Annotated in this window: 25 protein-coding genes and 1 tRNA gene; 14 read left to right on the forward strand and 12 right to left on the reverse strand. The window is 44.5% G+C overall.

The window, feature by feature from the left end:
- Positions 1-83 precede the first annotated feature (83 nt).
- Complete coding sequence (locus TBC1_RS13670; RefSeq protein WP_062044043.1) at positions 84-1,385, reverse strand: cryptochrome/photolyase family protein; 1,302 nt, start codon at positions 1,383-1,385, stop codon at positions 84-86.
- 234 nt (positions 1,386-1,619) lie between these two features.
- Between TBC1_RS13670 and TBC1_RS13675 the strand changes: the two genes are divergently transcribed.
- Positions 1,620-2,870, forward strand: a complete 1,251-nt coding sequence (locus tag TBC1_RS13675; RefSeq protein ID WP_201781713.1) for an aminotransferase class I/II-fold pyridoxal phosphate-dependent enzyme — start codon at positions 1,620-1,622, stop codon at positions 2,868-2,870.
- A 132-nt stretch (positions 2,871-3,002) separates the two neighbouring features.
- Here TBC1_RS13675 and TBC1_RS13680 read toward each other — a convergent pair whose 3' ends face one another.
- Together TBC1_RS13680 and TBC1_RS13685 are read right to left on the reverse strand one after the other, a co-directional pair.
- Complete coding sequence (locus TBC1_RS13680) at positions 3,003-3,821, reverse strand: aminotransferase class IV (protein WP_062044049.1); 819 nt, start codon at positions 3,819-3,821, stop codon at positions 3,003-3,005.
- A 41-nt stretch (positions 3,822-3,862) separates the two neighbouring features.
- Complete coding sequence (locus TBC1_RS13685; protein ID WP_062044052.1) at positions 3,863-5,413, reverse strand: helicase HerA-like domain-containing protein; 1,551 nt, start codon at positions 5,411-5,413, stop codon at positions 3,863-3,865.
- A 119-nt stretch (positions 5,414-5,532) separates the two neighbouring features.
- On the opposite strand from TBC1_RS13685, the gene TBC1_RS13690 reads away from it, so the two are divergent.
- From TBC1_RS13690 to TBC1_RS13700, 3 genes are all read left to right on the forward strand, one after another.
- The gene (locus tag TBC1_RS13690; protein ID WP_062044055.1) at positions 5,533-6,366 is read left to right on the forward strand and encodes an ion transporter; all 834 of its coding nucleotides are present in this window, start codon (positions 5,533-5,535) and stop codon (positions 6,364-6,366) included.
- An 87-nt stretch (positions 6,367-6,453) separates the two neighbouring features.
- A tRNA-Arg gene (locus TBC1_RS13695) sits at positions 6,454-6,527 on the forward strand.
- Positions 6,528-6,580: 53 nt separating this feature from the next.
- A complete protein-coding gene (locus TBC1_RS13700; RefSeq protein WP_062044058.1) occupies positions 6,581-6,919 on the forward strand; it encodes a PAS domain-containing protein in 339 nt (112 codons plus the stop codon).
- A 2-nt stretch (positions 6,920-6,921) separates the two neighbouring features.
- On the opposite strand, the gene arfB is transcribed toward TBC1_RS13700, so the two are convergent.
- From arfB to TBC1_RS13720, 4 genes are all read right to left on the reverse strand, one after another.
- Positions 6,922-7,350: an alternative ribosome rescue aminoacyl-tRNA hydrolase ArfB gene (arfB, locus tag TBC1_RS13705; protein ID WP_062044061.1), complete on the reverse strand. Its 429-nt coding sequence runs from the start codon at positions 7,348-7,350 to the stop codon at positions 6,922-6,924.
- Between the two features lie 130 nt (positions 7,351-7,480).
- On the reverse strand, positions 7,481-8,086 hold the full coding sequence (locus TBC1_RS13710) for a thioredoxin family protein (protein ID WP_062044064.1): 606 nt from the start codon (positions 8,084-8,086) through the stop codon (positions 7,481-7,483).
- Positions 8,083-8,565 carry a TlpA disulfide reductase family protein gene (locus tag TBC1_RS13715; RefSeq protein ID WP_062044067.1) on the reverse strand — a complete coding sequence of 161 codons (483 nt, stop codon included), beginning with the start codon at positions 8,563-8,565 and terminating at the stop codon, positions 8,083-8,085. Before TBC1_RS13715 ends, TBC1_RS13710 begins: the two co-directional genes overlap by 4 nt.
- A 64-nt stretch (positions 8,566-8,629) precedes the next feature.
- Positions 8,630-10,225 (reverse strand): amidohydrolase, encoded by a 1,596-nt coding sequence (locus TBC1_RS13720; protein WP_172668903.1) that lies wholly within the window; start codon positions 10,223-10,225, stop codon positions 8,630-8,632.
- A 523-nt stretch (positions 10,226-10,748) separates the two neighbouring features.
- Between TBC1_RS13720 and TBC1_RS13725 the strand changes: the two genes are divergently transcribed.
- Complete coding sequence (locus TBC1_RS13725) at positions 10,749-11,276, forward strand: DUF6580 family putative transport protein (protein ID WP_062044074.1); 528 nt, start codon at positions 10,749-10,751, stop codon at positions 11,274-11,276.
- A 147-nt stretch (positions 11,277-11,423) separates the two neighbouring features.
- Here the strand turns inward: TBC1_RS13725 and TBC1_RS13730 are convergent, their stop codons facing one another.
- A complete protein-coding gene (locus TBC1_RS13730; protein WP_062045581.1) occupies positions 11,424-11,804 on the reverse strand; it encodes a co-chaperone GroES in 381 nt (126 codons plus the stop codon).
- A 168-nt stretch (positions 11,805-11,972) separates the two neighbouring features.
- Between TBC1_RS13730 and TBC1_RS13735 the strand changes: the two genes are divergently transcribed.
- From TBC1_RS13735 to cysQ, 8 genes are all read left to right on the forward strand, one after another.
- The gene (locus TBC1_RS13735; RefSeq protein WP_062044077.1) at positions 11,973-12,233 is read left to right on the forward strand and encodes a hypothetical protein; all 261 of its coding nucleotides are present in this window, start codon (positions 11,973-11,975) and stop codon (positions 12,231-12,233) included.
- 19 nt (positions 12,234-12,252) lie between these two features.
- Positions 12,253-14,079, forward strand: a complete 1,827-nt coding sequence (gene mutL, locus TBC1_RS13740) for a DNA mismatch repair endonuclease MutL (RefSeq protein ID WP_062044080.1) — start codon at positions 12,253-12,255, stop codon at positions 14,077-14,079.
- A 51-nt stretch (positions 14,080-14,130) separates the two neighbouring features.
- Positions 14,131-14,928, forward strand: a complete 798-nt coding sequence (locus TBC1_RS13745; RefSeq protein WP_172668934.1) for a rhomboid family intramembrane serine protease — start codon at positions 14,131-14,133, stop codon at positions 14,926-14,928.
- 127 nt (positions 14,929-15,055) lie between these two features.
- Positions 15,056-15,985, forward strand: a complete 930-nt coding sequence (locus TBC1_RS13750; RefSeq protein WP_062044083.1) for a rhomboid family intramembrane serine protease — start codon at positions 15,056-15,058, stop codon at positions 15,983-15,985.
- Between the two features lie 10 nt (positions 15,986-15,995).
- On the forward strand, positions 15,996-17,144 hold the full coding sequence (locus tag TBC1_RS13755) for an endonuclease/exonuclease/phosphatase family protein (RefSeq protein ID WP_062044085.1): 1,149 nt from the start codon (positions 15,996-15,998) through the stop codon (positions 17,142-17,144).
- Positions 17,144-18,253 (forward strand): endonuclease/exonuclease/phosphatase family protein, encoded by a 1,110-nt coding sequence (locus tag TBC1_RS13760; protein WP_062044089.1) that lies wholly within the window; start codon positions 17,144-17,146, stop codon positions 18,251-18,253. Before TBC1_RS13755 ends, TBC1_RS13760 begins: the two co-directional genes overlap by 1 nt.
- Positions 18,254-18,341: 88 nt before the next feature.
- Positions 18,342-20,363, forward strand: a complete 2,022-nt coding sequence (gene uvrB / locus TBC1_RS13765) for an excinuclease ABC subunit UvrB (RefSeq protein ID WP_062044090.1) — start codon at positions 18,342-18,344, stop codon at positions 20,361-20,363.
- Positions 20,364-20,525: 162 nt separating this feature from the next.
- Positions 20,526-21,371, forward strand: a complete 846-nt coding sequence (gene cysQ / locus TBC1_RS13770; RefSeq protein ID WP_062044094.1) for a 3'(2'),5'-bisphosphate nucleotidase CysQ — start codon at positions 20,526-20,528, stop codon at positions 21,369-21,371.
- A gap of 73 nt (positions 21,372-21,444) precedes the next feature.
- On the opposite strand, the gene TBC1_RS13775 is transcribed toward cysQ, so the two are convergent.
- From TBC1_RS13775 to TBC1_RS13785, 3 genes are read right to left on the reverse strand one after another with little or no spacing between them, the layout of a single operon-like run.
- A complete protein-coding gene (locus TBC1_RS13775) occupies positions 21,445-22,773 on the reverse strand; it encodes an FKBP-type peptidyl-prolyl cis-trans isomerase (RefSeq protein WP_062044097.1) in 1,329 nt (442 codons plus the stop codon).
- Between the two features lie 32 nt (positions 22,774-22,805).
- A complete protein-coding gene (locus tag TBC1_RS13780; protein WP_062044099.1) occupies positions 22,806-23,330 on the reverse strand; it encodes an FKBP-type peptidyl-prolyl cis-trans isomerase in 525 nt (174 codons plus the stop codon).
- Positions 23,331-23,352: 22 nt separating this feature from the next.
- The gene (locus TBC1_RS13785) at positions 23,353-24,405 is read right to left on the reverse strand and encodes a DHH family phosphoesterase (RefSeq protein ID WP_201781694.1); all 1,053 of its coding nucleotides are present in this window, start codon (positions 24,403-24,405) and stop codon (positions 23,353-23,355) included.
- A 112-nt stretch (positions 24,406-24,517) separates the two neighbouring features.
- Between TBC1_RS13785 and TBC1_RS13790 the strand changes: the two genes are divergently transcribed.
- A complete protein-coding gene (locus TBC1_RS13790; RefSeq protein WP_062044101.1) occupies positions 24,518-24,937 on the forward strand; it encodes a nucleoside-diphosphate kinase in 420 nt (139 codons plus the stop codon).
- Positions 24,938-24,942: 5 nt separating this feature from the next.
- Here the strand turns inward: TBC1_RS13790 and TBC1_RS13795 are convergent, their stop codons facing one another.
- Positions 24,943-25,575: a helix-turn-helix domain-containing protein gene (locus tag TBC1_RS13795; protein WP_137305736.1), complete on the reverse strand. Its 633-nt coding sequence runs from the start codon at positions 25,573-25,575 to the stop codon at positions 24,943-24,945.
- Between the last annotated feature and the right edge of the window lie 1,002 nt (positions 25,576-26,577).

Here is a 26,577-nt window from a genome sequence, read left to right on the forward strand (position 1 = left end):
GCTATAACTTAACAAAATTTAGCATAACCCGGATAAATCAGCTATATCTGCCCGTTTCTCTATGCAGTTCCCGGATTTCCGGTTCAGGGTTTTAACGCCATGCTGTATGCTGTCATGCAGCGTGCCCGGGCTAAGGAATGATCCACAACCGGCGCCGGATAAGCGGGTGTTTCGAATTCAGAAACCCAGCGACGGATATAGTTGCCTTCGCTGTCGAACTTCATGGCTTGCGTAACAGGATTAAAAATCCTGAAATACGGCGCGGCATCACAACCGCTGCCCGCTGCCCATTGCCAGTTTCCATTATTGGAAGATAATTCAAAATCAAGCAACCTGGCCGCAAAATAAGCTTCCCCCCACCGCCAGTCGATCAGAAGATGTTTGGTGAGAAAACCGGCTGTTACCATTCTTACCCTGTTGTGCATATAACCGGTTTCATTCAGCTGCCGCATACCTGCATCCACCAATGGATAGCCTGTTGTTCCTTCGCACCATCTTTTAAATTCTTCCTCATTGTTGCGCCATTGGATACGGTCATATTCTTTCTTAAATGCACCTTTAACAACATGCGGATAATGATAAAGTATCTGCATGAAGAATTCCCGCCAGATAAGTTCATTGAGCCATGAAGCACTGTACAACTCCCCTGCCCTGATGCAATCCCTCACACTTATGGTTCCAAACCTGAGGTGTATTCCGAGTTTCGAGGTACTATCGAGTCCGGGGATATCACGTGCAGAAGCATACTGAACCAGCGTTTCGGGAGATATCTCTTTATCCGGATAAACCATGGGACTTCCCCTGAAGCCCATTGATTCAAGGTCAGGAATGCCGGGCGCTTTGTACTTCAGAAACTTATCTCCAAGCGATTCTGATGGATAAACGGGTACACCTGACTGATTCTTCAATTCAAGCCATTTGCGGCTATAAGGTGTGAAAACACTGTAAGGGATGCCATCGCTTTTTACTGCTTCACTGCCTTCGAACAGCACCTGATCCTTAAAAGTACGGAAATCAATGCCTTTTACGGCAAGCAGCCTGCGGACTTTCTCATCCCTTTCTTTGGCATAAGGCTCGTAGTCGTGATTGGTATAAATTGCTTTTACCTGAAAACGGGCAATAAGCTTTTCAAAAGCCTTAACCGGTTCATCGTAAATAACAGACAGGCCGCTCCCCAATGCTTTCAGTTGCCGGTGAAGTGCGGAAATTGTTCCATGAATGAAATTCACCCTGATATCACCGGGTTCAAGCCCGTTGAGGATTGCAGCATCGAAAACAAAAACCGGCAATACCGGCAGACCGCTTTGCAGTGCGCTGTAAAGACCGTGGTTGTCATTAAGCCTCAGGTCTCTGCGAAACCAGAAAATGGTGACAGGTGATTCCATTAAAACACAGATTTTAAGTCAAAGTTAAGCACAGATCATGAAACTTGCGATAGTGACGGAAAGTGTAACCAATCAATCCTCGGGGACAGCTTAACAAGGCTGTTTCCACTTTGTTCATCCATATGGATCAAAGGTTAGACATGTCAACTAAATTTCTCTTTTGAAAATTCCTGCATGGATAAATTTCCATAGCTTTGCAGGCAGTTTACGGAATTATAAACTTTAAAATTAGCAATCGTGGATATTTTTGATAAAAGAGTCCGGAATTTAGGTCCATTGGGGATGTATGCCAAACAGGCCGACGGTTACTTCATGTTTCCCAAGCTCGAGGGTGAGATAAGTAATCACATGAAATTCAGGGGCAAGGATGTGCTGGTATGGAGTCTAAACAATTACCTCGGCCTGGCCAACCATCCGGAAGTTCGCGAAGTTGATGCAAAGGCTGCCAAAGATTGGGGGCTTGCTTACCCTATGGGCGCCCGCATGATGTCAGGCCAGACGGTCTATCACGAGCAACTGGAACGTGAACTGGCTGCTTTTGTGGGAAAAGAAGATGCTTTTTTACTGAATTTCGGATATCAGGGCATGGTGTCAATTATCGACTCTTTGGTAGATCGGCATGATGCCATTGTATACGACAGTGAGGCACACGCCTGCATTATTGATGGTGCCCGCCTGCATATGGGTAAACGTTTTGTTTTCCCTCATAATAATATGGAGAATCTTAAGATTCAGTTGCAGCGTGCCAAAAAACTTACTGACGAAACCGGCGGCGGAATCCTTGTAATCACCGAGGGCGTTTATGGAATGACCGGCGATCAGGGCAACCTCAGGGACATTGTTGCATTGAAGAAAGAATTTAATTTCAGGCTGCTGGTGGATGATGCCCATGGGTTCGGCACCATGGGGCCGACCGGCGCAGGAACACATGAGGAACAGGGTGTGATGGACGGAGTAGATATCTACTTCGGCACTTTTGCCAAAGCTATGGCAGGTATCGGGGCTTTTGTGGCTACCAATGCTGATATCGTGGATTATCTCCGGCATAATATGCGTTCGCAGACCTTTGCCAAATCTCTTCCGATGCCGATGGTCATCGGGTCGCTCAAACGACTTGACCTGATCCGGAAACATCCTGAACTGAAGGATAATCTTTGGAAGATTGTGAATGCACTTCAAAGCGGATTGAAAGAGGCCGGATTCAACCTGGGCAACGCAGCTTCACCCGTTACACCGGTAATTCTCGAAGGCGGCATACCTGAAGCGACCCAGATCACGGTAGACCTGCGCGAAAACTATAACATCTTCTGCTCTATTGTAACGTATCCGGTTGTGCCCAAAGGCGTAATTCTGCTCCGCCTTATTCCCACGGCCGTTCATACCCTGGAAGATGTCAGCTATACCATCAACGCTTACAAGGAACTCAGGCAGAAACTGAATGAAGGTGCATACGCCAACGTAATGTATGATATCTCTAAGCTTTAAGCTTTTATAAAACAAATTGAAAAATAAGGAGGCTTATCCGGAAAAGGGTAAGCTTCTTTTTTTGTGAGCATTTCACACCCCGGATAAACCGGAAAGTCATTCAGTACTCAGGATACGTAATCCAATCTTGAATCAAGATTTTTGCAGGTAATCATTTACCTTTTGCTCAAAAAGCTGTTGCAGTTTTGTGATGAGCGGGTCGGTAACAGGAAATTCAAGTTCATTCACCCTCCGGACCGGAAGCACCCGGCGAGAAGTGCCGGAAATAAACAAACCGTCAAAGTTGTTCAGGTTTTGATGATGTACTTTTTCTTCTTTCAACGGAATTTCGTTTTCAGCCGCGAGCTGAATAATCTGCTTGCGGGTTATTCCTTCCAGCACCATTCCTGCCGGAGGGGTAATCAGTGAATTGTCTTTAATGAAAAATACATTGGAACGGCTTCCTTCTGTGATAAAACCATCATGGTCAACCAGCAACACTTCGTATACGACTTGCTCCTTTTTCATCAGGTCTGCCTCCTCACGCAGCCTGGTATCCATAACCTTTGCATTCGGGTTGTTTCGTTCGGCAAAAAGCAGTCCGGTATTGACTCCGGTCCGGAATTCCTCTGATGTAGGATAGAAATGCGGGGTATAATAGATAAAGAGCTGCTGCCCGTCCTTATCCGTGTATAATGAAATTTTCAGGTTACCGTCGTCAGGGCCATTGTTACCAATAACCTTTTTTATACCGGACTTCAGCATAGAATCGGAAATTCCGATAACCATTCCGGAGAGGTCTGCTGTACGGAAAAATCGTCCGAGATGATCTTCCAGAAAAAGCGCCACGCCCCTGGTAGCCCTGAAAACCTCATAAACATAATTTGCCGGAGGTTTAAACCGGCCGTCGAACAAGCGGACAGGCAGCAACTGATCATTTAACAGGAAGAATTCACGGGTACATTCTGACATAAACAGTTGGTTTTCGGAGGCACTGAATCTGAAAACTGAGGCTATTTGCGGCTGCCACCAAAGATGGATCCGAGAAGTCCTCTTACGAGTTTACGGCCAATTTCATTGCCCAGCGTCCTTGTGGCGGTGCGCCCAACCTGTTTGGTCAGTTCGGTAAAGATATCCGGGTTGGCTTTCTTTTGTGCCCTTTCAGCCCTTTCTTTAGCCGCCTGGGCCCTGGCCAGCGCTGCTTCTTCTTTTGCCCTTGCAAGTTCTTCTTTCCGCCGGGCAACGTCAGCAGCTGCTTCTTCCTTTATCCTGTTGGCTTCGCTTACCCTTTCCTGCAAAATTTCAAAGGCTGATTCCCGGTCCAGTGCTTTCTCGTAAACACCAAATACATCGGACTTTCTGATGATCCTTTCCCTTTCTTCAGGGGTAATCGGGCCAATCTGCGAACAAGGCGGCAGAATGTAGGCGCGTTCCACAATCATGGGCGTACCCCTGGGATCCAGAAATGAGACCAACGCCTCTCCTACTCCCAGCTCCGTAATGGCAGCCTCAACATCAAGTTCGGGATTTACCCTGAAAGTGGTAGCGGCTGCTTTCACGGCTTTCTGATCACGGGGAGTATAAGCCCTTAGGGCATGCTGTACACGATTGCCAAGCTGCCCGAGCACGGTATCGGGAACATCCAGCGGATTCTGGGTAACAAAATAAACCCCCACCCCTTTGGACCGGATCAATCTTACGACCTGCTCAATTTTTTCAAGCAGGATTTTCGGCGCTTCGTTGAACAGCAAATGAGCTTCGTCGAAGAAGAAAACCAGTTTAGGCTTTTCCGGATCACCCACCTCGGGAAGCTCCTCAAACAGCTCAGATAAAAGCCAAAGCAGAAAGGTGGTATATATACGTGGCGAATGCATCAGCTTGTCAGCAGCCAGGATATTCAGGATGCCCTTGCCGTCTGCGTCAGTTTGCATAAGGTCGTGTATATCAAAAGCAGGTTCACCAAAAAAATGATCCGCACCCTGTTGTTCAAGCACCAGCAGATTGCGCTGAATGGCGCCGATACTTGCAGCAGAAATGTTGCCGTACGAAAGGGTGAACTGCTCACGGTTATTTCCGACATACTCAAGCAGTGATTTCATATCCTTGAGGTCGAGCAGCAACAGACCGGCATCGTCTGCAATTTTGAATGCCAGGTTCAGCACCCCTTCCTGGGTATCGTTCAGGTTGAGCAGGCGCGACAACAACAGTGGCCCCATCTCGGTAATGGTTGTGCGCATCGGATGGCCCTGTTCGCCGAAAACATCCCAGAAACAAACCGGGAATCCACGATTTTCATACCCTTCCAGTTTTAGTTTCTCAACGCGGTCGATGATCTTCTGACCAGAAACCCCGGCTTTGCTGACTCCGGAAAGATCTCCTTTAATATCAGTCATAAATACCGGAACCCCCTGCAGACTGAATGATTCTGCAAGCACCTGCAGGGTAACCGTTTTACCGGTTCCCGTTGCACCTGTAATCAATCCATGACGATTTGTCATTTTAGGTGTGATGTGAAGCTCGTTTTCTGATTTTGCAATCAGGGTTTCTGCGCCTTTGTATGCCATAACTGAAGATTTTATTTTAGCAAATTTATAAAATAGCCGCGACTATTCATGAACGCTGACCAATTCAAATCATCACGCTTGAAAAAATCTGTATTTTTACGTTTCAATTTTTCTCTATTATGATCGAGTTTACCGAAAATGAGAAATTAAAACGGAAGTTTTACAAAATAATCTTCGAGGCCGACACCCCGGCAGGAAAACTGTTTGATGTGGTGCTGATCTGGTCAATTCTTCTGAGCGTTGTCCTTGTAGTGGTTGAGAGTGTGCATGAATACAATGAAAAGTACCAGGTTCTTTTTACTGCAGGAGAATGGTTTTTCACAATCATGTTTACGCTTGAATACATGCTGAGGATTTATGTAATCAGGAGAAAAACAGTTTATATTTTTAGTTTCTTCGGAGTGGTTGACCTCCTGGCTATCTTACCAACTTACATCAGCCTTCTTTTTCCGGGAACCCAATACCTCATGGTGATCCGGATACTCAGATTAATGAGGGTTTTCAGGGTTTTTAAACTTTCCAACTATCTGGCTGAGGCAAACATTCTTCGTAAAGCCCTGCTGGCCAGCAGTCGCAAAATCCTGGTTTTTCTCTCCTCCATCGCAGTCCTGGTAGTTGTCATCGGGGCCATCATGTACGTGATTGAGGGACCAAAATATGGCTTCAAAGATATCCCGACAAGTATATACTGGGCAGTCGTAACACTGACAACAGTTGGTTATGGTGATATTTCCCCTCAAACCGGCGTGGGGCAGTTTTTTGCCAGCGTGGTGATGGTTCTGGGCTATGCCATCATTGCGGTGCCCACCGGTATTATGACTGTTGAACTTTCAGCACTTCACCGGAAAAAAAATACGACTACCACCAGAGTATGCCCGGAGTGTATGCATGAGGGTCATGACGATGATGCCCGATACTGCAAATATTGTGGTCATAAATTTATCAAAGACTAAAGAGACCTTGTGGCCGCACTTTGGCTAAAAAATCAGCTAATTTTCTTTGTAAATAAAGAAAAGTGTGTATCTTTGCACCCTCAATAAGGCTCCGTAGCTCAACTGAATAGAGCATCTGACTACGGATCAGAAGGTTACAGGTTTGAATCCTGTCGGAGTCACAAACAAAGGGGTAAAGCAATTTGCCCCTTTTTCATTTAAACCCACTTCAACAATGAATTTCGACTGGTTTAACGGTATTCCTGTAGCTATAACTGTCTCAGATCTTGAGGGTAACATTCTGGAAATGAATGATGCCGCAGCATTTGTATTCGAAAAATCCGGTGGTAAAGCATTGATAGGCAAATCATTGGCAGATTGTCATAATGAAAACTCAAAATTAATTATGGACCAAATGCTGGCCGGACAGCAGCCAAACACTTATACCATTGAGAAAAACGGCCGGAAAAAACTGATTTTTCAGAGCCCCTGGATGAAGGACGGGAAAGTTGCCGGACTGATTGAATTCTCGATGGTGATTCCATTCGAAATGAAGCATTTTATCAGAGGGTAAACTCAAAGATCATCCAGGGGATTTTTCCGCAACTCCTTCTTCCTGGAGGATGCCTTTTTGTCTGCCAGCCGCGCTTCTTTCTGGGATTTCCCGGGTAATGTCTTTATCCTCTTCTTTACCGGCTTTAGTGATTTAGCAATCAATTCATAAAACCGTCTGACGACATCATCCCTGTTTGCCAGCTGACTTCTCGATTTCTGTGAATACATCCGCAGGACACCTTCTTCAGATAGCCGGTGACCCAGTTTCTCCAGCAAAACAGCTTTCTGCCCATCATCCAGCAAAGCAGATTCAGGAATCCTGAAATGGATTTCAACCCTGGTTTCCGTTTTGTTCACATGCTGTCCGCCTTTCCCGCTGCTTCGCGAAGTCTTGAACTCAAGCTCCTGCTCAAGTTCAGGCAAACCAAATAAATCGCTCAGGATTGACATCGGAGTGAGGTTTCCGGCAAATTAACGGCAATAATTCCTATTCTGAAAAGTATTGCAAAGAATTTCAACAAAAAACGGGCCTAAACGGCCCGGGAAATGGTTTTGCAGTAATTCCGCGCAAACAGCAGGATCAATTAGCTGCTTTCTTGATGCTGCAACCGACAGCTTTAGTAAAGTCAACGGCAGGCTTTTCACCTTTCATCAGGGCTTTCACGGCATCTTCAAGATACCGGCTTTTTACGGCCCCGGCATCCTGATGGTTGTCATCAATGGCGCCGATATACGCCACTTTTAATCCGTCATTCTCTTTATTCAGAAGGAATACATGCGGAGTGCGGGTGGCGCCGTAAGCCGGATAAACCTTCTGACCTTCATCAATCAGATATGGAAAGGTAAAGCCCTTATCAGCCGCACGCTTTCTCATTTCATCAAAACTGTCGGCGGGAACCTGAACCGGATCATTGGGATTGATGGCGATTACCGGATAACCCAGCTCTTTGTATTTCAGGTCAATTTCGATGATACGGTCTTCATAAGCCACCGAGAATGGGCAATGATTGCAGGTAAAAATTACAATAAAACCCTTTGCGGAAGTATAATCACTCATGGAAACGTATTTCCCGTCGATATTTTTCAGTTTGAAATCCGTCGCTTTGTCGCCCACCTTGTAACCCTGGGCAATAGCCGCAATTGAAAATAGAAGTGCCAGCAACGGCAGAAGCATTATTTTTTTCATTTGTTTTCAAGTTTTTGTTTAACAATTTGTTCCAATTCTTCGTAAGTAAAGCTTTTTTCGTAAAAATCCACCGATTGTCCGTCATAAACAAGTGTAGCCGGCAAGGCGCCTGACCACGCCGGATTCACCTGACTTATCCAGGAATTTGCATCGGGATCGTTAAGTACAATCACTTCCGGGGTAAGCTGGTGTTTTTGAATGAAGGGTTTCAATCTGCTGTCGATATGATTGACAAAATCAAGGCTGACCAGCAGGACATTTACCCCCCGACCGGCATATTGATCGTGAATCTTTTGAAAATAGGGCATTTCCTTTACACAGGGCAAACACCAGGTAGCCCAGAAATTGACCACATAGATCGTATCATTCTTTTTTTCAAGATATGGTTTAAGTTGGTTGTAATCTACCACGCGGATATCCTGGGCAGACAAGGCCATCACAGACAAAACGAGTAATATGGCAGCAAAAAATATCTTCATCTTACAACAAATCAAGTTGTTGTAAAACGTGTTTCAATCCTGTTTGTTCAATCAGAAGCGGAATTTACCTGGAATACACAGGCAGGCCATCAATATACGTAGCATAAACCTTTGCCAGCGGTATTTCTTTTTCGGGCACTACCATAATGTCTCTGTCCAGAATAACAAAATCAGCGTTTTTCCCCGGTTCCAGACTTCCACGCCGGTTTTCTTCAAAACAGGCTTTGGCGGCCCATATGGTGATGGACCGGAGGGCTTCTTCCCGGGTCAGGGCATTCTCACGCTGGAAACCCTTTGGAGGGTTGCCTTTCAGATCTTTTCGTGCCACGGATGCATAAAATGTATTTACCGGGCTTATCCCTTCAATAGGAAAATCAGTGCCATTGGGGATCCATCCGTTTTCTGAAAGAAGCTTACGGTAAGCATAGGCATTTTTAAGCCTTTTGCTTCCCAGGCGCTGACCGGCCCATCCCATATCAGAAGTTGCATGGGTTGCCTGTATTGAAGGAATGATGGCAAATTCGCCGAATTTACCGATATCATCAGGGTCAACAATCTGCGCATGTTCAACCCTCCACCTCAGGTCATTTTCAGGAAGAAGGTAATTACTGTAAACATCAAGCACCATGCGTACCGCTGAATCACCAATGGCATGCGAATTAACCTGATAGCCCTTGTCGTATGCCATCAGGCAGATGCGGCCTAGTTCTTCAGGAGTAATGGTCATTATCCCGTTATTTCCGGGTTGATCACTATAGGGCTCAAGCAGACAGGCGCCGCGTGACCCCAGCGCACCGTCGGCATACATCTTGACTGAACGGATACTGAGCTTGGGTTTCACCCTTACTCCCTTTTTCAGAAACCGGTTGATATTCTCCTCATTTGGCGTAATCATGGCATAAACAGCCATTTTAAGTTCATTCTCAGAGTGCAGGCTGTCGATAAAATCAATGGTCGTTGCATCGAGACCGGCATCTGCCACCATGGTCAACCCCACACTATGACAATTCAGCGCAGCCTCTTTCATCATCATGGTCAACTCATTACCGGCAGGAACCGGCACCATTTCCCTGAAAAGGTCAGCATATGACTCAAGAAAAATGCCGGTAAAACGACCGTCCTTCACAAAAGCTTCCTTTTTGTCAGGAATGCTGTCGGGAGTAAGCCCGGAAAGCTTGATGGCAGCATCGTTAACAAGCACGGCATGCCCATCAATCCTCACCAATACAACAGGAATATCGGGAAATAAAAGGTTAAGCTCTTCATTATCAGGGAAAGACCTGCCAGGCCAACGATTCTGATCCCACCCCCTGCCTGCCAGCCAAACCGAGGGATATTCCTCATTTTGCTTCTGAAGAATTTCAAGCAATTGCTCAAAGGAATTTGAATAGCTGAGATCGGCATACTGCTTTTGAAGGGCGTAGCCGTAAAAATGGCAGTGCGCATCAATGAAACCCGGAAATACAGCCCGGCCACCGGCATTGAAAACAGAATCCGCATTGAAATTCTCACGGATATACCGGTCGTCGCCAAGCGCAAGGACTTTTCCCCTGGACACTGCCATGGCGGTATAAATAGTAAAACCACTGTCAGCAGTGTAAATCACAGCATTTTCTATGATCAGATCTGCCGCCGAACGATCCCGGTTACATGAATTCATAACCATAACAATGAATAGTATAAACAAGTACCTGTACTGCATTTTTATATTGGTCAATGATGAGACAAACTTATGGAATTTTGTAAGAACCTCCGATAAAGGAACCTGCATTTTTATTGATAATTCAGGGAAACTTTTTAACAAAAGTATCAATCTGAATCCATTCCTGACTGCTCGCTTATAAGGGTTATGGCCTTTTTTTATCAGGGCCTTTTCTAACCATATTCACTTCGTTCAAGAATCCTTTATCCAGTTAATTCCATCAAAAAGGTTTCTGGTCTGCCTCACAAAAATAATGAACATATCTTTGATCAGGATGTTAATCACCTTTACAAAAAAATCAAAGGTTTAATGATTTGACAGAGATTTAATGAAACAAAAATTCCGGCAGTTTGGTTGACATTTAATTTGCATTTAAACCGGTTTGTCTGCTGAGAAAATGGATTTATCAAATAAAATTGATACTTTCAGTTAACCAATCGAAAACCTTTTTAATTTTGCCACAAAACAAACAGAGCATACCATGGAAAAGAAATTCTTTACGACCAGAACAATTCTCGTCTTATCAGCAATTGCTATCGCTGCAATGATGCGTTTGGTTCCTCACTGGCCCAATTTTACGCCTGTTGCGGCCATCGCGCTCTTTGGCGGTGCCTACATTAACCGTAAAGCACTTGCTTTTCTGGTTCCGCTGGCTGCCATGCTGCTCAGCGATTTGTTCCTGGGATTTCATTCCACCCTTTTCGCAGTGTATGCTGCTTTCATAATAACAGTTTATATCGGCCTTAAGCTTGGTAAAAATGTGAAAGCCGGAAGTGTTGCCCTGGCATCCGTTTCTTCTTCGGTCATCTTCTTCCTGATTACCAATTTTGCCTCATGGATGAGTGGTATGATGCCTTATTCACCAGATTTCTCAGGTTTGATGCAGGCTTATGTGGCAGGTATTCCGTTTTTTAACAACGGCCTGCTTGGCGACTTGTTCTACAATACCGTCCTTTTTGGAGGATTTTATCTGATCAGCAGACGTTATCCGTCGATCGTGAAAGCTTAATTTAACGTCAATTATAAAAAAAACCGGGTTCTCCCCGGTTTTTTTTATGCAACTATTCGTCCACTACCTCCGTAAAATCCTTTCAGATTATTATAAATATGGGATTAATCAGGGCCTGAGCAGCTGCTCAACTGTGTTTTCAGGTTTTTATTCAGGTTCATCCTCCCTTTCGAGCAGGAGAACAGAGTTTTGAGAAACAATAAAGTACTTCTCATCATTATAAACAATCTCTATTGCGCCTTTCTGCAAAAAGATGGCCAGATCACCCACCTTTGCCTGCAACGGAATGTAGCGGATATTATCACCCTCGCTCCGCTTCCAGGGCTCATCTTCATTTTCCGGGACAGGGATCGGATAGCCCGGTCCGGCTCTCAGAACATAACCGGTCTGTATCTCTTCTTTTTCGCTGTAACCAGGTGGCAGAAAAAGCCCGCCTTTGGTCTTTTTGGATAAGGTGAGCGGCTTTATAAGAACGCGGTCACCCACCACTATCAGTTTGTGCAATTTTTCCTCTTCCGGCAGTTTCATATTCAGAAAATTAAATGCAGGCATCGTCATCGGGCTGATGATGTTTGCAAAACTATTGAAATTATCGGTAATTTTGTAAATTGGAAACGAGGAAAGCCGCTTTATATGGGTTGCGTATCATTTTATGCTTCATAGGGTAATACCGGCCTTCACAAAAACCAGTCAGCCATGAAAATAGTCGCATTTAAGACCGGCAAGCCCAAATCCTTTAATTATCGGCCCTTGTTTTATGATAAGAAGAAGGAAGAAATGGAGGAGCGTCTGAAAAGATATACAAAGCCCGAAGAAGTTGAATCGGAAAGGCTGAAATTAAAAATAAGGGAATCGTGGCGCAGGCGGGATAATTCCAACCGTCAAACGTCGCAAAGAACTTTCTATATTTATATTATAGCAGCCATCCTTTTATTGTACTTTATTTTTTTCCGTTAAACAGTTTCTCATTTCTATTATGTCGGATATTATAAGGCTTCTTCCCGATTCGGTTGCCAACCAGATTGCTGCCGGAGAAGTAATCCAGCGGCCTGCGTCAGCGGTGAAAGAGCTTCTTGAAAATGCTGTTGACGCCGGTGCAGGGCATATTGAGCTTATCGTGAAAGACGCCGGGAAAACCCTGCTTCAGGTCATTGACAACGGGTGCGGAATGTCGGCAACCGATGCGCGCATGAGTTTTGAACGCCATGCCACCTCAAAAATCAAGGAGGCCGCTGATCTTTTCAGGATACATACCCTGGGCTTTCGCGGAGAAGCCCTTGCATCCATCGCAGCCATAGCACAGGTAGAAGTTAAAACCCGCCGGATGGAGGACGAACTCGGCACCCATCTGGTGATTGAAGGCTCCGTGGTAAAGAGCCAGCAACCATGCGCCTGCACTGCAGGTACTTCCTTTCTGATCAAAAACCTTTTTTTCAATGTTCCTGCACGCAGGAATTTTCTTAAATCGGATGCTGCCGAAATGCGGCATATCCTGGAAGAATTTCAGCGGGTGGCACTGGTCAACCCTCAGATTGCGTTTAGCTGCCATAGCAATGGGAAAGTCCTTTTTCAATTGCCTGCCGCGAACCTGAAGCAACGTATCATAAACCTGATGGGATCCGGCTTTCAGGAGAAACTGATACCGGTGAATCAGGACAGCAATGTGGTGAAAATCTCCGGTTATGCGGGCAAGCCGGAGAGTGCAAAAAAAACAAAAGGCGAGCAATATTTCTTTGCAAATAACCGCTTTATCAGGCACCCCTATCTCAACCATGCCGTGGAGGATGCCTTCAGCGACCTGCTGCCGGAAGGCTATTTCCCTTCATACTTCATTTATCTGGATGTGGATCCTTCCAAGATTGACATCAATATTCATCCGACAAAGACCGAAGTCAATTTCCTTGACCATCAGGTAATCTACTCCATGCTACGGTCGGCAGTAAGACAGGCGATCGGCAAATTCAGTTTTTCTTCTACCCTTGATTTTGAAGCTGAAAAGAGTTTCGACACCTATTTTCCTAAAGACCGGCCTGTGGTAGCACCCGGCATCCACATCAATCCGGAGTACAATCCGTTTGTAAAGAAACAACAGGCAGAATTAAAACTGACCGCTCCCCTTCAGCAGCAGGATAACACTGACTGGGAAAAGCTTTATGATTTTGCCCGTAATGACCATCCTTCCGATCAGTCCGGGGCAAAATCCCTTACCATTGATGCCGACTTTGACAGTGAGCCTTTAAGCAGGGGGTTCATGCAATTCCAGAATAAATATATAGTTTCCAGGGTTAAGTCAGGTCTGATGATTATCGACCAGCAGGCAGCCCATGAACGGGTGCTTTACGAGCGTATGCTTGAAAAGATTGAACAACAGAAAGCCAGTTCTCAGCAACAACTCTTTCCCCAGACTGTTAATTTGTCAGCGCCTGATGCGGAATTGATCAGAGAGCTGTTGGAGGAATTTTCCCTGTTCGGTTTCCAGATAGAGCATTTCGGGCAGAACTCCTATATCATCAGGGGAATTCCGGCGGATCTGGTGGATGAAAACATCCAGACACTTATTGAAAATGTGCTTGAAAACTTTAAAAATAACCAACTCGGCCTGAAAGTTGATAAAAAAATAAACCTGACAAGGGCCATGGCACGTAATATGGCTGTAAAACCCGGCAAAGTGCTGATGCCTGAAGAAATGCAATCGCTGGTTGATGACCTTTTTTCCTGCCAGGTACCCAATGTCAGTCCTTCGGGAAAAACCATTATTGTAACCATTCAAGCGGACGAAATTGAAAAACGATTCGGCAATTAACCCAGCAATACTATGAATTACCAGCAATACTCGCCCAGGGGATTCGGAATGCTGCCTCCGGTAGTTAAAAACCTGCTCATTATCAACGGATTGTTCTTTCTGGCTCAACTTACATTGAAGCAGGTGTATCAGATCGACCTGGTTGACTATCTCGGTATGCATTACTTCGGTTCTTCCTTGTTCAATCCGGCGCAATTGGTCACATACATGTTCCTGCATGGCGGATTTACACATATTTTCTTCAATATGTTTGCCTTATGGATGTTCGGATATACGCTGGAACATGTCTGGGGACCAAAACGCTTTCTTACCTATTATTTTGTCACCGGTATTGGTGCTGCATTGGTCCATATGGTTGTATTGTGGATTAATATTTCAGGCATTCAGTCAGATGTTACCGCGGTCATGATGTCGCCCTCCCCTGATGCCTTTGCCGCATTTATCGGCGAGCATTTCGCGCCGTATCAGGGTCAGCTGACTTCGTTTATCAACTCATGGTCAATGAATCCAGGCGATCCTGCATATATCAATCAGGCATCCAATTACATGAATGAGCTGGTAATTCTGAAAATGGATGTACCCACCGTAGGTGCCTCAGGCGCTGTTTTCGGCATTCTGCTTGCCTTTGGCATGATGTTCCCTAACGCTTTGATCTACCTGTACTTCTTCTTCCCGATCAGGGCCAAATGGTTCGTCATTGCCTATGGTGCAATGGAACTCTATTTCGGTTTTGCCAACAACCCGGGAGATAATGTCGCACACTTCGCGCACCTGGGAGGTATGATTTTCGGATTTTTTCTGATCAGATACTGGAACCGGAAGTTAAACCGTTTTACAAACTGGGAATGATATTTTTTTAATATGAAATTCTCCTGAGTTACCCCGAATGGGATAATGTTATTAATTATTATTTTGTGAGGGTACTCCAAACCATCAAATGAATCACCGGATCAATCATCCGTAAAATTGTTTGCAGATGTTTCAACAGGTTTCCATCATTGAACGGATCAGGATTTTCTTCAGCCGGCGCGAAGCATTGCCCATGCTTATCCTTGTCAATATTTTCGTCTGGCTGGCAACTCTGTTACTCAGGAGTTTTGCCTTTTTGTTTACCTCTCCTGAATCAGCTGCAAACGGAACCTATAGTTCAGGCGTTTCAGAATGGCTGATGATGGCATTCGCCATACCGGCAAATACCGGCGACCTGCTGACCCGCCCCTGGACGATTCTTACCTATATGTTCCTGCATCTGGACTTCCTTCATATTTTATTCAACCTCTTGTGGTTGTATTGGTTTGGGTTGATCTTTGTGAAATATCTGTCTCAAAGACAGCTTCTCGGGACTTATCTTTTTGGAGGTATAGCCGGGGCACTGCTTTATGTACTGGCATTCAATATTTTTCCGGTGTTTTCACTTGCCCGGGAATCCGCGCTGGCACTGGGCGCTTCGGCCTCAGTACTGGCCATTGTGGTGTCCATCGCTTTTTATGTTCCGGAGTATACCATCCACCTGTTATTCCTTGGCCCGGTCAAAATCAAATATATAGCCATCTTTTCCATTCTGATGGATCTGCTTATGCTGAATTCGGGAAATGCCGGAGGACATATTGCCCATCTTGGCGGGGCTTTGTGGGGTTTTGCCTGGGTTAAGATGCTCCCCGCGTTTGATCCGACCAGAATTTTCATGCATTCAGGATTCAGTCTTTCAAACCCTTTCAAAAGGAGAAGAAAGCCGAAATTAAAAGTGTTTAGAGGTAACAAACCGCTTACCGACGAGGAATACAACAAGCTGAAAGTCATGAATCAAAGGAAGATTGACTCCATCCTTGACAAAATATCCAGGTCAGGGTATGACAGCCTGACCAAAGAAGAAAAGGAATTGCTTTTTTCCAACAGCAAAAAATAATTTTCAGCCCATGACAGCTGTAAAAAAAGGACGACGAAAGTTTCCACTCTTTAAGGGCCTGTTTTTTACAGCTAACCTCATCGTAGTGGTCCTTTTTGCCATGGGATATGCCGCTGCGTATATCCCGCCTGATCGCAACTGGATTTTCGCTTTTGCAGGACTGGCTTTCCCTTATCTGGCTCTGGCAAACATTGCTTTTGCAATTTTCTGGCTGATTACCGGAAAAAAATATATTGCATTGCTTTCTGTTTCTGTATTGATAATCAGCTGGTCGCGGCTTGGCGGATATTACAGATTTCATACCGGATCTGGCCGGCCAGCCGATAGCACCGGCATAAACGTGATGAGCTACAATGTCAGACTCTTTGATCTTTATAACTGGAAAAAAAATAAAATTAGTGAAAACGCCGCCAGGCAATTTCAGCTTCTCGCTGAACAAAAGCCCGATCTGCTATGTATTCAGGAGTATCATGCCGGACGTTCAGGTAAAGTGGATATATGTGATTCCATTATTAAATATACCGGGCTGAAGCACAAATACATCGCTCATGTCAGCATGGACGGAAAGGACAAACCATACGGCATTGCAGTCTTCAGCCGCTGGCCGCTGACAGGCACAGGAATTGTCCGTTTTGAAGATAATCCCGTTAATTTCTGCCAGTTTTCCGATATTCTGATAGGACAGGACACCATCAGACTTTTCAATGTGCATCTTGAATCCATCAAATTCAGCCGGGAGGATTATCTGTTTGTAACGGACCTGAGGAAAAATCAGGAAGACCAGGAGGTATTCGCGGAAAATTCACTGAAGATATTGCAGAAACTGAAACGTGCCTTTATCTCCAGAGCCAGGCAATCCCGCAAATTATCGGAAGAAATCAACAGTTCCCCTTATCCTGTAATCGTATGCGGCGATTTTAACGATACTCCGTCATCCTATGCCTATCATACCATTTCAGGAAAACTTAATGACGCTTTCCGTACCGGAGGTCAGGGATTCAGCCAGACATATGCGGGCGCCCTGCCTTCTTTCAGGATCGATTATATTCTGCATGACGAAAACAGGTTTTCTGCCAACAGCTTTTCCAGGATAAGAGAACCGCTTTCGGACCATTACCCTGTCGTTGCAAACCTCTCGTTGGTTTTGAAAGATGAGTGATGAAGTTCATTAACACGATTTTCCGGCTGCTTTTCAGGTTATCGGGTTTTCTCTTGCTTGCCGCTTTGATCGCCGCGATGGTCTCTCCACATATTGATCCTTATCAATGCTGGATTTTCGCATTTTTTGGCCTTGCTTATCCCCTGCTTTGGCTGGCCAACCTTTTAAATGTCCTGGTCAATATCAGAAACAAAGTAATGTCAAAGGTCATCCTGATCACCTTGCTGGCCGGTTTACCGCTTATGCTCAGACATTTTGGCATAGCTGGTCCGGACAGACATGAAATGAACGTCAGGGATGCCTATACACTTATCTCCTATAACGTACATGGCTTTTCTGATATCAGCGGAGAACACTCAGTTTTTGATGTTCAGTTCCGTATTCAAGATCTTTACACTCAGGAAAACGCCGATCTTATTTGTATGCAGGAGTATCCGGTCCGGCGAAATCCGTCGGGCGGCTTTAACAGAAATATGAATATCCCGCCCCTGCTGCGCCATAATCATCTTTCATGGTATGAGCCTGACGGCATATACCTGGAGAGCGTTTTGATGACATCCACCAGACTAAAGGTACAGAACCAGGGCGCTGTATTTTCTCCTGATATTGAGGATTTTGCCATTTATACTGATATTTCGTTCCCCAAAGGAACAGTCAGGGTCTATAATGTCCACCTGCAGAGTCTGATGCTTAAAGAAGAGCGGACGCTGCTGAATAATTCCACCACCGGATACATTAAAAAATCGACACTCCGTCAGGGCTGGATAACGGCAGCAAAACTGCGTAGGGCATTTATTCTGAGGGCTTATCAGGTAAAATGCCTGGCGCAGCATATTCAGCAAAGCCCGTGGCCTGTGATTGTTGCCGGAGACTTTAACGACACGCCGGCTTCGTTTGCCTACAGAATTATATCCAAAGGATTGTGCGACAGCTTTAAATCAGGAGGTCAGGGATTTATAAGTACCTTTTCCGAAAGCCACTACCCTATCCGCATTGATCATGTATTTGCTTCTCCGCAAATAAAAATTTTATCCTACGAGAGAAAACTGACGGGATATTCCGATCATTACCCCATTGAAGTAAGATTCTCTTTCAATAATAGTAATTAAACCAGAAGTTACAATGAACAGGCGCTCAGGAAAACTTCGCCACATTGCCCGTGATGTCTTACCTTTGTAAACCATTCACTGCTGAATCATGGATTTCAAATTAACTGCCGATTTTACGCCGACCGGTGACCAGCCTGAAGCCATACGCCAGCTGGTTGAAGGACTCAGACGTGGTGATCCGGCCCAGGTATTGCTTGGCGTTACCGGATCGGGCAAAACCTTTACCATAGCCAATGTCATCAGGGAAGTTAACCGCCCTGCCCTGATTCTAAGCCACAATAAAACCCTGGCAGCCCAGCTTTACGGGGAGTTTAAGCAGTTCTTCCCCGATAACGCGGTTGAATATTTTGTGTCCTATTACGACTACTATCAGCCTGAAGCCTTCATCCCAACAACCAACACATATATTGAAAAGGACCTCTCCATCAATGATGAAATTGAAAAACTGAGGTTGAGTGCAACATCAGCCCTGCTCTCGGGAAGAAGAGATGTAATCGTGGTTTCTTCGGTTTCATGCATATACGGAATCGGTAATCCTGATGATTTTGCGAATAATGTGATCCGCCTTAAAACCGGTGATAAAATCAGCAGGAACAAGTTATTATGGGCTTTTGTTGAAGGGCTTTACAACCGGACGGAAGCAGAATTCAACCGTGGAAACTTCAGGGTAAAAGGCGATACGGTAGATATTTTTCCGGCCTACGCCGATTATGCTGTCCGGATTATTTTCTGGGATGATGAAATTGAAACCATTGAGTCTTTTAATCCATCTGATGGCACCGTTATAGAAAAACTGGACAGGATCAATATCTATCCGGCCAATATTTTTGTGACTTCCAAAGAAAAGATGAAAGATGCCATAGAGCAGATCCAGTATGATATGATGTCGCAGGTTGAGTATTTTAACGAAACCGGCAAATCACTTGAGGCCAGGAGGCTGGAGGACAGGGTGAGCTATGACATCGAAATGATGAGGGAACTGGGCTATTGCAGCGGGATTGAGAATTATTCGCGCTATTTTGATGGCAGAAGCGCCGGATCCAGGCCATTTTGCCTGCTTGACTATTTCCCGGATGATTTTATCACAGTGATTGATGAGAGCCATGTGACGGTTTCGCAGATCAGGGCCATGTACGGCGGGGACCGTTCACGAAAACAAACCCTGGTGGAGTATGGTTTCAGGTTGCCCTCCGCACTGGATAACCGTCCGCTGAAATTCGAGGAATTTGAAGGAATGACGGGACAAACCATCTATGTAAGCGCCACCCCTGCCGATTTTGAACTTCAGAAATCAGAAGGCGTGGTCGTTGAGCAACTCATCAGGCCGACCGGGCTGCTGGACCCTCCGGTGGAAATCAGGCCCAGCCTCAATCAGGTTGATGACCTTCTCGACGAAATCGCCCGTACTGTCGAGGCCGGCGGCCGGACCCTGGTAACCACACTTACCAAACGAATGGCGGAAGAACTCACCAAGTACCTCACTAAACTGGATATTAACTGCCGTTATATACATTCCGATGTGGATACCATCGAAAGGGTGGAAATCCTGCGCGATCTCAGACTCGGGAACTTTGACGTCCTCGTAGGCGTTAACCTGCTGCGCGAAGGGCTTGACCTTCCCGAAGTTTCATTGGTCGCCATTCTGGACGCCGATAAGGAAGGTTTCCTGCGCTCGGAACGGTCACTTACCCAGACAGCCGGGCGGGCTGCACGCAACATCAACAGCAAGGTGATTATGTATGCGGATAAGATTACCGACTCCATGCGTCGCTCCATTGATGAAACCAACCGACGCCGTGAAAAGCAGATCGCCTATAATACGGCTAACAATATCATTCCCAGACAGATTATTAAATCGATGACCTCCATCATCGGGCAGACCGCCGTGGCAAGCGCTTCCGGCAAGGCATCCAAAGCTTATATTGAACAGGAAGCGTTAAGCATCGCGGCTGACCCTGTTGTAAAATATATGAGCAAAGAGCAACTGGAGAAAGCGGTGATTCAGACCCGGAAAGCAATGGAAAAAGCCGCAAAAGAACTTGATTTTATCGAAGCTGCCAGGCTGCGCGATGAGATGTTCGCCTTGCAGGAAATGCTTAAGAATCATTGAAACAGATCAATGTATGTCACGTGCTGCTTCTTACCGCCTTACTTAAAATCACAAAAACCTGCCTTTAAAAATTGATTTATATGGCCACAGCCTGAAAGTGCAGCTCACGAGAACTATTCACATTGGCTGCCAATTGTTTATATCACCAATCCATTAGAATTCATGCATCTGCCTTCAACAACCGATTTATTGCTGACCGCCATCAGAACTGCATACAAAGCGGGTAAAGCAATTCTTGAAATTTACAACACTTCCTGGGAAACTACCTGGAAAACCGATCTGAGCCCGCTGACAACAGCCGATCTGAGGTCACATGAAGTGATCACCGCGGACCTGCATCTGACCGGTATTCCTGTATTGAGCGAAGAAGGCGCCGAAGTAACATCGGGTACAAGAATGAATTGGAAACGATACTGGCTGGTTGATCCTTTGGATGGCACGAAAGAGTTTATTAACAGAAACGGAGAGTTTACGGTCAATATTGCACTTATGGCTGGTAATCAGCCGGTTGCAGGTGTCATCTACATTCCGGTTGCCGGCAGCCTTTACTTCGGAAGCAAAGACCTGGGATCATTCAGGATTGAAGAATCCCTGACGGGGGAAGATATACTGGAAGACACTTTTTCGGATTTGCTTCAGAAATCAACCAAACTCCCGGCAATCATGAATTCCGGTCCGTTGATCGTGCTGGCAAGCCGGTCACACCCTTCGTCTGAAACAGCCGGAATCATCCAAAAAATTGAGCAGCGAAACAAGGATTGCCGGTTGCTGAGTGCCGGCAGTTCGCTCAAATTCTGCCACCTGGCCGAAGGTTCGGCGGATTTTTATCCCCGCTTCGGACCAACCATGGAGTGGGACACTGCAGCCGGCCAGGCCATAGCAGAAAATGCAGGTATTAAGGTTTTGACCTGGCCCGAAATGCAAGTTATGCGATATAATAAACCGTCATTGCTAAATCCCTGGTTTATAGCATTTAATCCTGATCGCATTGATCCTTCCGATTTGTAATTCAATTTATCTTATAAGCAAAAAAGCCATGATTGAAAGTCATGGCTTTTTTTTAATTGAATGAAATGTATCCTTACTTGAAGTCGATCAATTCGACATCAAAAATCAGGGTAGCGCTCGGAGGAATAGTCGGCATGCGGCCATTTTCACCATAAGCGATGGCTGACGGGATAATCAGTCTGGCTTTGCCGCCTTTCTTCATCAGGGCAATCCCTTCATCCCATCCTTGTATGACCTGTCCCTGGCCCAGTACAAATTCAAACGGCTGACCACGGTCAACGGAGGAATCAAACTTGGTTCCGTCGAGCAGGGTTCCGGTGTAATGGACTTTTACAGTTTTTCCGGCAACCGGACTTTGGCCGGTACCTTTTTGTGTTTCGATATAGTATAATCCGCTGGCTGTGGGTTTTGCCGTGATCTTATTGTTTTTGATATAGCTCTGGATTTTGCCGGCTTCTTCTGCTTTGGCTTTCAGCTTTTCAGCTTCAGCCTTCTTCTGTTCTTCTTCACGTTCTTTATCAAACTGAGCGCGTGTCTGAAAACTTACCATCTTGATATCATAAAGCAGCGTAGTGTAAGGCCCGACCATTGGCTTTCTGCCCTGTTCGCCAAAACCGAGTTGCGAAGGAACAATTATTGAAACTTCGCTGCCTTTTGACATCATTTTCAAGGCTTCTGTGGCACCCTCATTGTCAAAGGTCTTACCACATTCCCACTGCATTGGGTCACCCTGGTCAAATGAAGAATAAAATACCCTACCGTCAATATCCGATACCTTAAAATGAATTTTTACAATATCACCGTCTTTGGGCTTTTGACCTGATCCCTTTACCTTTTCAATAAAATACAGTCCGGATTCAAGCGGTGCAGTTGTAATGCTATTAGCTGATAAATATTCAGCCAGTTTGGTTGCTTCCGATTCCTTTAGCTGAGCCATTTCTGCCCTGTTTTTCTCATCCATCTGCTCCCTGGTCATGGCAGAAAGCATCCTGATATCAAACACGATATCTTTTCCGATATAATTTGAGTCGGGCAACTGGGGCATCCTGATTGTTTTCATGAAAAATGAGTCAGCACTGGTAATAAAGGTAGCGCTGTCACCCGGCTTCATCATGGCCAGGGCTGCATAAATATCCCCCTTATAGGTCGGTGGCTCCAGCGGCAGCATAAATGGCTCCGGCATATCGGAAGAGTTGAACAGTAAAGAATCATTGATGGAATATTTCATAAGCAGGGTCATAATCATACCTTCCTTCATGGTAGTGGTATCATCCCCTTTTTCGTGAAATTTATAGTATAATCCGCCTTCTCCCTTTTTAAATCCGGGGTGCTTTGAGCAGGCAAAAAAAACGGCTGACATGCCGATGGCAAGCAGCACCAAACCAAGTTTTCTGTTATTCATTTGTTCTGAATTTAATATTTAAGCGTTTAAATTTAATGAAGCGATACAAGTTCAAGATCATAGATCAGGGTTGATTTTGGCGGTACTTTGTTCTGATCGCCCAACAGCCCGAAACCGAGGTGCGAAGGTATGATAAATTTCGCTCTGTCGCCGACCCTCAGTAATAAAATTCCCTCTTCAAGTCCGCTCTCAACACCCCCTCGGCCAATCATAAATTCTTTCAGGCCATCCCTGTCTGAATTGTATATTTCATCGCCTGTAATCAACCTGACAGAGTACCTCAGCACAGCAATTTTTCCGGTTTCTGCCATCGGGCCTTTGCCGCGATGATAGATCGAATAGCGGAGCCCGGTCCCGGTTTCTTCCATGGTCCATTTGTACCGACTGATAAAACCTGCAATCTGCTCTTCTTCTGCCTTTATCGCCTGCCTGTTGGCATGAAGCAATGGTTCTTCCACCAGTTTCGGATCGATTTCCCGCGTGTTATCGCGCTGCTTACCTGATTGGCATGCAATAACCAACAAGATTATAAAGGGAAACAAAAATCCCGGTTTCATAGATTCAAAATTAAATTTCAGCTTACAATTTTAATATGGTGCTCTGACTTGCAGCCTGTTTCAGCTCTTCCTTATAACGGGGCAAAAGGCCGGAAAATTTTTCAATGGTATCCGTAAGTGAAAGAAATGAGTCCCCCCCCGAAGCATTCCGGTGCCCTCCTCCTTCAAAATGCTCCCTGGCAAAGTAATTTACTGAGAAGTTCCCTTTTGACCTGAATGAAATTCTGACCCTGTCGGACTTCTCAGTAAAAAAAGCAGCAAAACTGATGCCTTTGATGGACAAGGCATAGTTCACAACGCCTTCTGAATCACCCGGTTGAAAATGAAATCGTTCCATATCAGTCTTGCTTAACCAGATGTAGGCAGTAGCATACTCCGGCAGCACGGTCATCCGCTCGCTCAGACAAAATCCAAGCAGACGCATGCGGTTTTCGGAATATGTATCATAAACAAGCCGGTGAATCTGCTCTGTGTCAATACCCCGCCTTACCAACTCAGCCAATACTTCATAGGTATGCGGATAATTGCATGAATAACTGAATGAACCCGTGTCTGTCATCAATCCGACATAAAGACAAACCCCGGTTTCCACATCAATCAGATGTTCATCACCCATAGCCCTTATAAAATCATAAACAAGCTCAGCAGTCGAAGATGTTTCAACAACCGAAAGCATATAATCAAAATGATCTTCAGGCTGAATATGGTGATCGATCAGAATCTTTTTAGCCCTGGCGGCAAACAACTGTTCCTTGAACAGGTTTACCCTCGGGATGGCATTGTAATCAAGGCAAAATATCACCGATGCATCTGCAAGCAGTACATCCGCACTATGCGAATGATGAAAATAGATGATGGCGTCCTCCTGACCCGGCATCCACCTCAGAAAATCAGGAAAATCATTTGGAATAATAATGCTTACCTTTTTACCCTTCTTTTTCAGATACCTGCTTAAAGCAAGTGATGAGCCGAGCGCATCGCCGTCAGGATTGTAATGCGTTGTGATTACAATTTCGCCATCAGTTTCCAATAGCTTTTTAACCCCTGAAAATATCTCGCTGTTAAACTTATACAAAGCAGGTTTTTTAAATAATTACAATTTTATCGAACACAAAAATAGAAATATTGTTAATAGGGCAACCAATCAATTATCGTACATTTACCTGAAAACAATCCAACTATAAGTTATGGCAGGCAATTTCACTTTTACCATGATTAAACCGGCAGCTTATGAAAATAAGCATGCAGGTAAAATCCTTGATATGATCTTACAGGGCGGCTTCCGCATAAAGGCAATAAAACTGGTCAAACTCAGCTACGAACAAGCCGGTGAGTTTTACGGAATTCACAAAGACAGACCTTTCTACAACGATCTGGTAACATTCATGTCATCAGGGCCGGTTTTGGCTGCAATCCTTGAAAAGGAGAATGCCGTGGACGATTACCGTAAACTGATCGGCTCTACCAATCCTGCCGATGCTGCAGAAGGAACAATAAGAAAGCTTTTTGGTATTTCAGTTCAGAAAAATGCAGTTCACGGATCTGACAGTGACGAAAATGCCGCCATTGAGGCCGCATTCTTCTTTTCGGCGCTGGAACGTTGCTGAACCCCTTACATTTCAGGTAAAAATTCAGCAAAGGTTTTGTCAGAATAAAACATTACGATTTTTACAAGTTTCCGGTCACCAACCTGAAATCCTGTCACTTTTTGTACTATCTCCTCTACAGGAGCATCCATAGCCATCCCGCTTGACTTCTCAGCTATTTTTAGGCCCGGACCTGGCTTAATTTCTTTTGAGTCCGGTTCGTTGCTGTTTTCACGCTGAGGCGTTAGCATTTCCTGGTCCTTTAAACCGGTTTCATCAGGCTGTTTTTCAGTCGTTTGGATGTTATGCTCGGGAGTATTTTCCTTCTGCTGAACAGGATATTTCTCCTGATCCGTGGTCTCGTCCGCAAATAATTCCATCATCACGGGTTTAGGCTTTTGAATTACCTCGGTATCTCTTCTAACCGGCTCAGCTTCCCGTCCAGGATATGGGTTCATCATGGGACCCTCGCCAAACAGTAACCACTGCATACTGATATCAGGATACAAACGGATCAGCTTCTGAATAAAATCAAGACTCGGTTTATTCCGGCCGTTCAAGATATGAGATATGCCGGAACGTTGTACGCCCAGATCGTCTGCCAATTGGGCCGGGCTGATGTTTTTTGCCTTCAGCACCATGGATATCCTGTTGTTCATATTTGTAAGCTGTTTTGAAATTACAAATTTAAACCTTCCTGACAATTATTCAAATATTCCGGATGTTAATAATGTAAATTATAATAAATTCAGATATTTCTAAAGTATAAAGCAGATAACACACTTTACAATGCAGTTTATTAATGTTTTATATATTATAATGTCACTGTAGTTTAATAATTATAAATGTGGTTATTTTCTGCATTGATACTTCATATAAATCTATTATATTACTGGCTATATGTCATTTATACTTTATTGTTTAGTATATAGTCAAATTTTATGGCATATACAAATGTTACCTGAATTTTAATGATATTTTCGTGTTAACTTCTGTAACATGGTACAATGGTAAACAAAAATATACGCATATAATCCACTTAGATCAAATTACACCTGTAATATCAATTTAATTGCCAATTTGGAAGAGTTAAATAGAGATAATTATATCTATGTCATTTATTATTAATTATTTAATGAAATAAAGATAATTGAGCTACTTGTATTAATCCTGGTCTAAGGTTAGTTTACATTTGTAATATATTATTAGTACACAATATAGATAAGTTCATTTAATCGATCAGTTATTTACCTATTAATTTGATTTTAAGTGCATTAATAAATTTTACAACTGTACTCTAGTATTTTATGATTGTATACTATTCTAAATCCATAACTACGATTTACATCTGTAACAAATTTATTCTTCTATCGATTCCAGAACAGACCGGATAAAGAATATTGCTCCAGCTGCTCTTATACCGGAAGTTTTCAGATCTGAGATCAACTATATATTCTTCAATAAATTTCCTGAGCTGTTTAGGCCGGACAAACTTACATTACAAAAATACCTGAATGCTGTCTTGAGAAGTTGCCTCACTCCCCTGAACTTATCTCTGGTTAGAACAGATTTTAGCGATCACGAATGCATGCAGCATTTTTTACGGAAATCTGAAAGGGATATCGACAACCAAAAACAGGTTTAAGTGCCTCTGTAAGAAT

It is taken from the genome of Lentimicrobium saccharophilum (genome assembly GCF_001192835.1).
Classification (GTDB): domain Bacteria; phylum Bacteroidota; class Bacteroidia; order Bacteroidales; family Lentimicrobiaceae; genus Lentimicrobium; species Lentimicrobium saccharophilum.